The sequence below is a fragment of the Roseomonas rosulenta genome, from assembly GCF_016106005.1.
GTDB classification, from domain to species: Bacteria; Pseudomonadota; Alphaproteobacteria; order Acetobacterales; family Acetobacteraceae; genus Neoroseomonas; species Neoroseomonas rosulenta.
The window spans coordinates 1-5,702 of sequence record NZ_JACADR010000281.1 but is presented as its reverse complement, the minus strand read 5'-3'; the positions used below and the strand labels follow the sequence as shown (position 1 = coordinate 5,702).

At 74.7% G+C, this 5,702-nt stretch carries 5 protein-coding genes and 1 pseudogene; 4 read left to right on the top strand and 2 right to left on the bottom strand.

The window, feature by feature from the left end:
• Positions 1–577 (bottom strand): annotated as a pseudogene (locus HW578_RS22090) (hypothetical protein); the annotation flags it as partial.
• Between HW578_RS22090 and HW578_RS22085 the strand changes: the two are divergent.
• The 3 genes from HW578_RS22085 (at position 576) to HW578_RS22075 (ending at position 3,796) form a co-directional block, all read left to right on the top strand.
• On the top strand, positions 576–1,727 hold the full coding sequence (locus HW578_RS22085) for an amidohydrolase (RefSeq protein WP_198372873.1): 1,152 nt from the start codon (positions 576–578) through the stop codon (positions 1,725–1,727). The pseudogene HW578_RS22090 and the gene HW578_RS22085 sit on opposite strands and share 2 nt — an antisense overlap.
• Positions 1,728–1,909: 182 nt before the next feature.
• Positions 1,910–2,317, top strand: a complete 408-nt coding sequence (locus HW578_RS22080) for a cupin domain-containing protein (RefSeq protein WP_198372872.1) — start codon at positions 1,910–1,912, stop codon at positions 2,315–2,317.
• A gap of 78 nt (positions 2,318–2,395) precedes the next feature.
• The gene (locus HW578_RS22075) at positions 2,396–3,796 is read left to right on the top strand and encodes an FAD-dependent oxidoreductase (RefSeq protein ID WP_369407953.1); all 1,401 of its coding nucleotides are present in this window, start codon (positions 2,396–2,398) and stop codon (positions 3,794–3,796) included.
• A gap of 6 nt (positions 3,797–3,802) precedes the next feature.
• On the opposite strand, the gene HW578_RS22070 is transcribed toward HW578_RS22075, so the two are convergent.
• Positions 3,803–4,756, bottom strand: a complete 954-nt coding sequence (locus tag HW578_RS22070) for an alpha/beta hydrolase (RefSeq protein ID WP_198372870.1) — start codon at positions 4,754–4,756, stop codon at positions 3,803–3,805.
• A 115-nt stretch (positions 4,757–4,871) separates the two neighbouring features.
• On the opposite strand from HW578_RS22070, the gene HW578_RS22065 reads away from it, so the two are divergent.
• Positions 4,872–5,702: CoA-binding protein (locus tag HW578_RS22065; RefSeq protein ID WP_369407952.1), on the top strand; the 831-nt coding region annotated here is incomplete at its 3' end.

The following is a 5,702-nucleotide window of genomic DNA, read 5'->3' as shown; positions in this document are numbered from 1 at the left end:
CCTCGCGCATCGCGTCCTCGGCCGCCAGTACCGACTCGGGGCGCGCCGGGTCGCCCGGCGAGAGGCCCGATTCGGCCGCCGCCGCGCGCACCGGGGCGGGGTCGGCGCCGGTGGCGGGCTCCACGTCGATCCGGCCGATCCGGTAGAGCTCGCGCGGGACCAGGCGGAACACCACCGCGGCGGGGGCCTCTGCGGTCGCGCCCTGCAGCCTGGCCGGCAGGCCGGGGTCGTCGAGGGGCAGGCCGTCGATGGTGGCGAGCACCTCGCCGCCCCAATAGCCCTGGGCGCGCAGCACCTCCTGCAGCCGCGGCAGGTCGCCGCGCACGCGCCCGATCAGGCCGAAGGCGTCGGTGGGCGCGCGCTCGCGCAGTGTCAGCGTCTGCGCGACCGCCGCGGCGAGCGCCTGCAGGCCGCTGCCCTCGGGGGCGATGACCTCGGCGCGGTAGGCAATCCCGGCCGGCTCCGGCGAGTCCTGCGCGGGCGCGGGCGAGGCCAGCGCTAGCAGCGCGGCCAGCAGCACCGCCAGGCCAAGGGCGATGGTGCGGCACGGCCGGGCAGGATAGGGTTGTGGGGTCATGCACACCGATCTCGCCACGACCCTTACAGCCTGGCGTCGCCATCTGCACGCCAACCCCGGCCTCACGCTTCACGAAGGCGAGACGGCGGCCTTCGTCGCCGCGCGCCTGCGGGAGATGGGCGTCACCGACATCGCCGAGAATGTCGGCGGCCACGGCGTGGTCGCCACGCTCAGCCGCGGCGGGGGGAATCGCGCCGTCGGGTTGCGCGGCGACATGGATGCGCTGCCCATCCAGGAGCAGGCCGACGACCTGCCCTGGAAATCCACCGTGCCCGGCGTGATGCACGCCTGCGGGCATGACGGGCACACCACGGCGCTGCTTGGTGCGGCGAAGCTGCTGCTGGATGACCCGAACTGGACCGGCACGGTGCGCCTGGTGTTCCAGCCGGCGGAGGAAGGCGGCGGCGGGGCGCGCTCGATGATCGCCGACGGGCTGTTCCGCCGCTTCCCGATGGAGCGCATCTTCGGCTGGCACAACTGGCCCGGCCTGCCCGCCGGAACCGTGGCCGTGCACGACCGCGCGGTGATGGCCGCCGGCGCGCGGTTCCAGATCGTCTTCGACGGCCATGCCGGGCACGCCGCGCTGCCGCACCTCACGCGCGACCCGATGGTGGCGGCGGGGCATGCCATCGTGGCGGCGCAGTCGATCGTCGCTCGCAACCTCGACCCGCTGCATGGCGGGGTGGTGAGCGTGACCGTGGTGGAAGGCGGCGAGGCGCAGAACCAGATCACCGCGCGCGTCACGCTGAAGGGCACCGCGCGCTGGCTGCGCGACGAGGACCAGGCCGTGATCGAATCCGGCCTGTCGCGCATTGCCCAGGGCATCGCCGCGACCTTCGACGTGAAGGCGGATTTCTCCTTCCGCGCCGGCGTCGGGGTCACGGCGAACACGCCGGCGGAACGCGACCTGGCGGCGGCGGCGGCGGCGGCGGTGAGCGAGTGCCGCCGCGACCTGCCGCCGGCCATGACCGGCGAGGATTTCGGCTGGTTCCTGAAGGAGGTGCCCGGCGCCTTCGTCTGGATCGGGAATGGCCCGGCCGAGGACGGGCGCGAGCTGCACAACCCGCGCTACGACTTCAACGACGAAGTGCTGCCGGCGGCAGCGGGCTTCCTCGCGGAGGTGGCGAAGCGGGCGCTGGCGGGGAGCTAGAGGCGTTCCCGCACGCCTCGGCTCGCGGCAACGCCTCCGGCACATTGTTCTTGCGAGCATCTTCACCCGATCGGGTGATTCCACCTGGTCGGGATCTCCTCTGGCGGCGGCGCGAATCCCGTCGCCGCCGGCGCGGCGCCGCGTTAGCCTGTGCGGCACGAACCAGGGAGAGAACAGCGATGGTGAGCGGACGGCGGTTCTTCGCGGGATGCGCGCTCTGCGCCGCGGTCGGGCTCGTGGCCGGGGGCAGGCAGGCCGGCGCCCAGCCCGCCGCCGCGCAGCGCCGCATCCTCCAGACGACCGAGGTGCCGGGCACCGACAGGGTCACGCACCTGGTGGTCGTGGATTTCCCGCCCAATGGCGGCAATCCGCGCCACATCCACCCCGGTGTGACCACGGGCCTGGTGCTGACGGGCGAACTGGAACTTGCCATGGACGGGCAGGCGGCGCTGACGCTGAAGCCCGGGGACAGCCTTCTGATCCCGAACCGGCAGCCGCATGTCGAGCGCGCCGGGGCGGCGGGATGCTCCGTCGTGGTGTCCTTCACGGTGGAGAAGGGCCAGCCGCTGGCGATGCCCGCGCCCGCATAGTCGCGCGGCGGGGTGCCGGCGCGGCTGCGCCCGGTCTATCCTGCGGCAATGCAGCATGATCCCGCGCCCGGGCTGAGGGTGCTCGAAGACCGTCTCCATGAGGCGCTGGAGCGCCTGCAGGAACCCGGCACGGCCTGGGTGCCGCCGATGGCCGCGCCCGGCGGTGGCGTGGTGCTCGATGTCGCCATCCTCGGCGCCGGCATGGCGGGGCTCGCGGCAGGCTTCGCGCTGAAGCGCGAGGGCGTGTCGCGCGTCACGCTGTTCGACCCGGCGCCGGAGGGGAGCGAGGGACCCTGGGCGACCTATGCCCGCATGCGCACGCTGCGCAGCCCGAAGCAGTTGGCGGGCCCGGCCCTGGGGCTCGACGACCTCACATTCCGCGCCTGGTTCGAGGCGCAGCACGGCGCGGCGGCCTGGGAGGCGCTGGGCAAGATCCCGACCGGGATGTGGATGGACTACCTGCGCTGGTACCGCCGCGTCGCGGGCCTCGATGTGCGCAGCGGCGTCGGCGTCGCGCGGATCGTGCCGGAGGGCGCGCTGTTCCGCCTGGCGTTGTCGGATGGCGGGGTCGCCTTCGCGCGGCACGTGGTGCTGGCGACCGGGCGCGACGGGTTGGGCGGGCCGCGCCTGCTGCCGGGCTTCCTGCCGGAATGGCGCGGCCGGTTCTGGGCGCATAGCGCGGATGCGATCGACTTCGCCGCGCTCGCCGGCAGGCATGTGGTGGTGGTCGGTGCCGGCGCCTCGGCCTTCGACAATGCCGCTGCGGCGCTCGAGGCCGGTTGCAGGCGGCTGACCATGCTGCTGCGCCGCGCCGCCCTGCCGCGGGTGAATTCCGGCAAGTCCATGGAGGGGCGCGGCTTCTGGCATGGCTGGCACGCGCTGCCGGCCGAGTGGCGCTGGCGGCTGATGCTCTCGGTGGAACGCCGCCAGACGCCGCCGCCGCATGAGAGCGTGCGGCGTGTGGCGGCGCACGCCAACGCCATGCTGCTGACCGGCGCCGGCGTGCAGGGCGTTGCGCGCGCGGGCGACGCGCTGGTGCTGGAGACGCCGCGCGGGCCGGTGCGCGCCGAATTCGTCATCCTCGGCACCGGCTTCCTGCAGGATGCGGCGCTGCGGCCGGAACTGGCGGCGGTGGCGGGCGAGATCCGGCTGTGGCGCGATGCCTACGTGCCGCCGCCTGACGAGGCCGATGCCGCGCTGGGGCTGAACCCCTGGCTGGACGAGGGCTTCGCCTTCACCGAGCGGGAGCCGGGGCGCGCGCCGCACCTCGCACGGCTGCACTGCTTCAACTTCGCCGCGACGCTGAGCCACGGGAAGGTGACGGGGGACGTGCCGGCGATCTCCGTCGGCGCGCAGCGCCTGGCGCGGGCGATCTGCACGCGGCTTCTGGCGGCGGACATCGCCGCGCATGCGGCGCGGCACGCGGCGTTCAACGAGCCGGAGATCACCGGCGACGAGTGGCCGGGGGTGGTGCTGTAGCGTGCGTCAGGCGAGGCGCTGCCTGAGCCATCCCTCCGCCTCCGCCACCGCCCGGTCGGCCTGCCCCACATGCCCGATCGACCGCAGGAAGCCATGCAGCACGCCGGGGAAGGTGGTGGCCTCGACGCTCACGCCGGCCTCGCGCAGGCGGGCCTCCATGGCGTGGTTCTCGGCGGCCAGCACATCCAGCTCCGCCACATGCAGCAGGCAGGGCGGCAGGCCCGCGAGATCCGCGCGCAAGGGCGCGGCCAGGGGATGCAGCCTGTCGGCCTCGCGGGGCGCATAGCAGCGCCAGTAGAATTCCATCTTCTCGCGCGTCAGCGTGTGGCCGGTGGCGAATTCGTCGTAGCTCGCGGTGTCGGTGCGGCTGTCGAAGACGCCGTAGTTGAGCAGCAGGCCCCGCAGGGCGAGGTCCGGGTCGGTCTCGCGCAGCAGCAGCGCGGTGGCCAGCGCCAGGTTGCCGCCGGCGGAATCGCCGCCCACCACGATGCGCGCGGGGTCGAGGCCCCAGTCCGCGCCGTGCCGCGCCACCCAGCGCACCACCGCGGCGCATTCCTCCAGCGCCTGGGGGAAGGGGGCCTCGGGGCTGAGCGCATAGTCCGGTCCGACGACGGCGCAGCCGGCGGCCTGCGCATAGGCCCGCATGATGTGGTCATGGGTGTCGATGCTGCCCCAGACCCAGCCGCCGCCATGGATATAGACCATGACCGGCAGGGGCTTGTCCGTCGTGGGGCGGTGCACCCGGCAGGCGAGGCGCCGGCCGCGGATGGGCAGCCAGCGGTCGGTGCTCTCGGCCAGGCGCGGGCCGCCCTCGGCGGCGAGGGCAAGGCCGGGGCCGTCATTGGAGACCCGCGCCGCATCCATCGGCATGCCCAGCACCACCGGCGGGAAGGCGCGGCCGCGCGCCTCCATCATGGCGGTGAAGGCGCGCATCTCGGGGTCCCAGCGGTCCTGGCTCATCTGCCTGCATTCCCTTGGTGGCGGCGGGCAGTGGAACCGCGCCCGGGCGCCGCGGCAAGGGGTGGCGCGCGACGGCGCATCCCTGGCAGCGTTGCGGCGGAGGGGCGCAAGGTTCATGTTGCATCGCACAATGCCCGATGTCACCAGCTGGCCCCCGCGCAGCGGCGGCTTCCGCGACCGCGCGCTGCTGCGCCCCGAGAGCGTGGCGCTGGTCGCCGATGCGACGAGCCACGAGGCCGCGGTGCTGGCGCGCAACCTCGCCGCAGGCGGGTTCCGCGGGAGGCTGCTCGGCGTCGGCCCGGCGCGCGACGGGTTCGAGGCGGCGGGCTCCATCGCCGATCTGCCCATCGCGCCGGACCTGGCGGTGCTGTGCCTCCCGCCGGAGGCGCTGGCGCCAGCCATGGAGGCGCTCGCGGCGCGCGGCTGCTTCGCCGCCATCGTGCCGGGCGCGGCGCCGGACCTGGCGGCGATCTCGGCGCGCACCGGGGTGCAGGCGCTGGGGCAGGGGTCCTTCGGCGTGGCGGTTCCGGGGATCGGGCTGAATGCGACGCTGTCGCAAATCGCGCCCGCCAAGGGGCGGCTTGCGCTCGTGACGCAGTCCTCGGCCATCGCGCGGGCGGTGCTCGACTGGGCGGCGGCGGAGGCGGTGGGCTTCAGCCATGTGGTCGGCATCGGCGGCAACCAGGGCTTCGGCTTCGCCGGCGTGCTCGACTGGCTGGCGCGGGATGCGGCGACCGGGGCGATCCTGCTGGACCTGCGACGCATCAAGAACCGGCGGATGTTCGTCTCGGCGGCGCGGGCGGCGGCGCGCACCCGCCCGGTGGTGGCGATCCGCGCCGGCGGGCGGCTGGCGGACGCCACGGGCCTCGCGGACGAGGTGATGGAGGCGGCGCTGCGCCGTGCCGGCGTGCTGCGGGTGGCGGGGCTCGAGGACCTCCTCGCCGCC

Bases quoted from the DNA above. Each gene is read 5' to 3' on its own strand.
- HW578_RS22085 (WP_198372873.1), top strand. From the start codon at position 576: ATGCACACCGATCTCGCCACGACCCTTACAGCCTGGCGTCGCCATCTG.
- HW578_RS22070 (WP_198372870.1), bottom strand. From the start codon at position 4,756: ATGAGCCAGGACCGCTGGGACCCCGAGATGCGCGCCTTCACCGCCATG.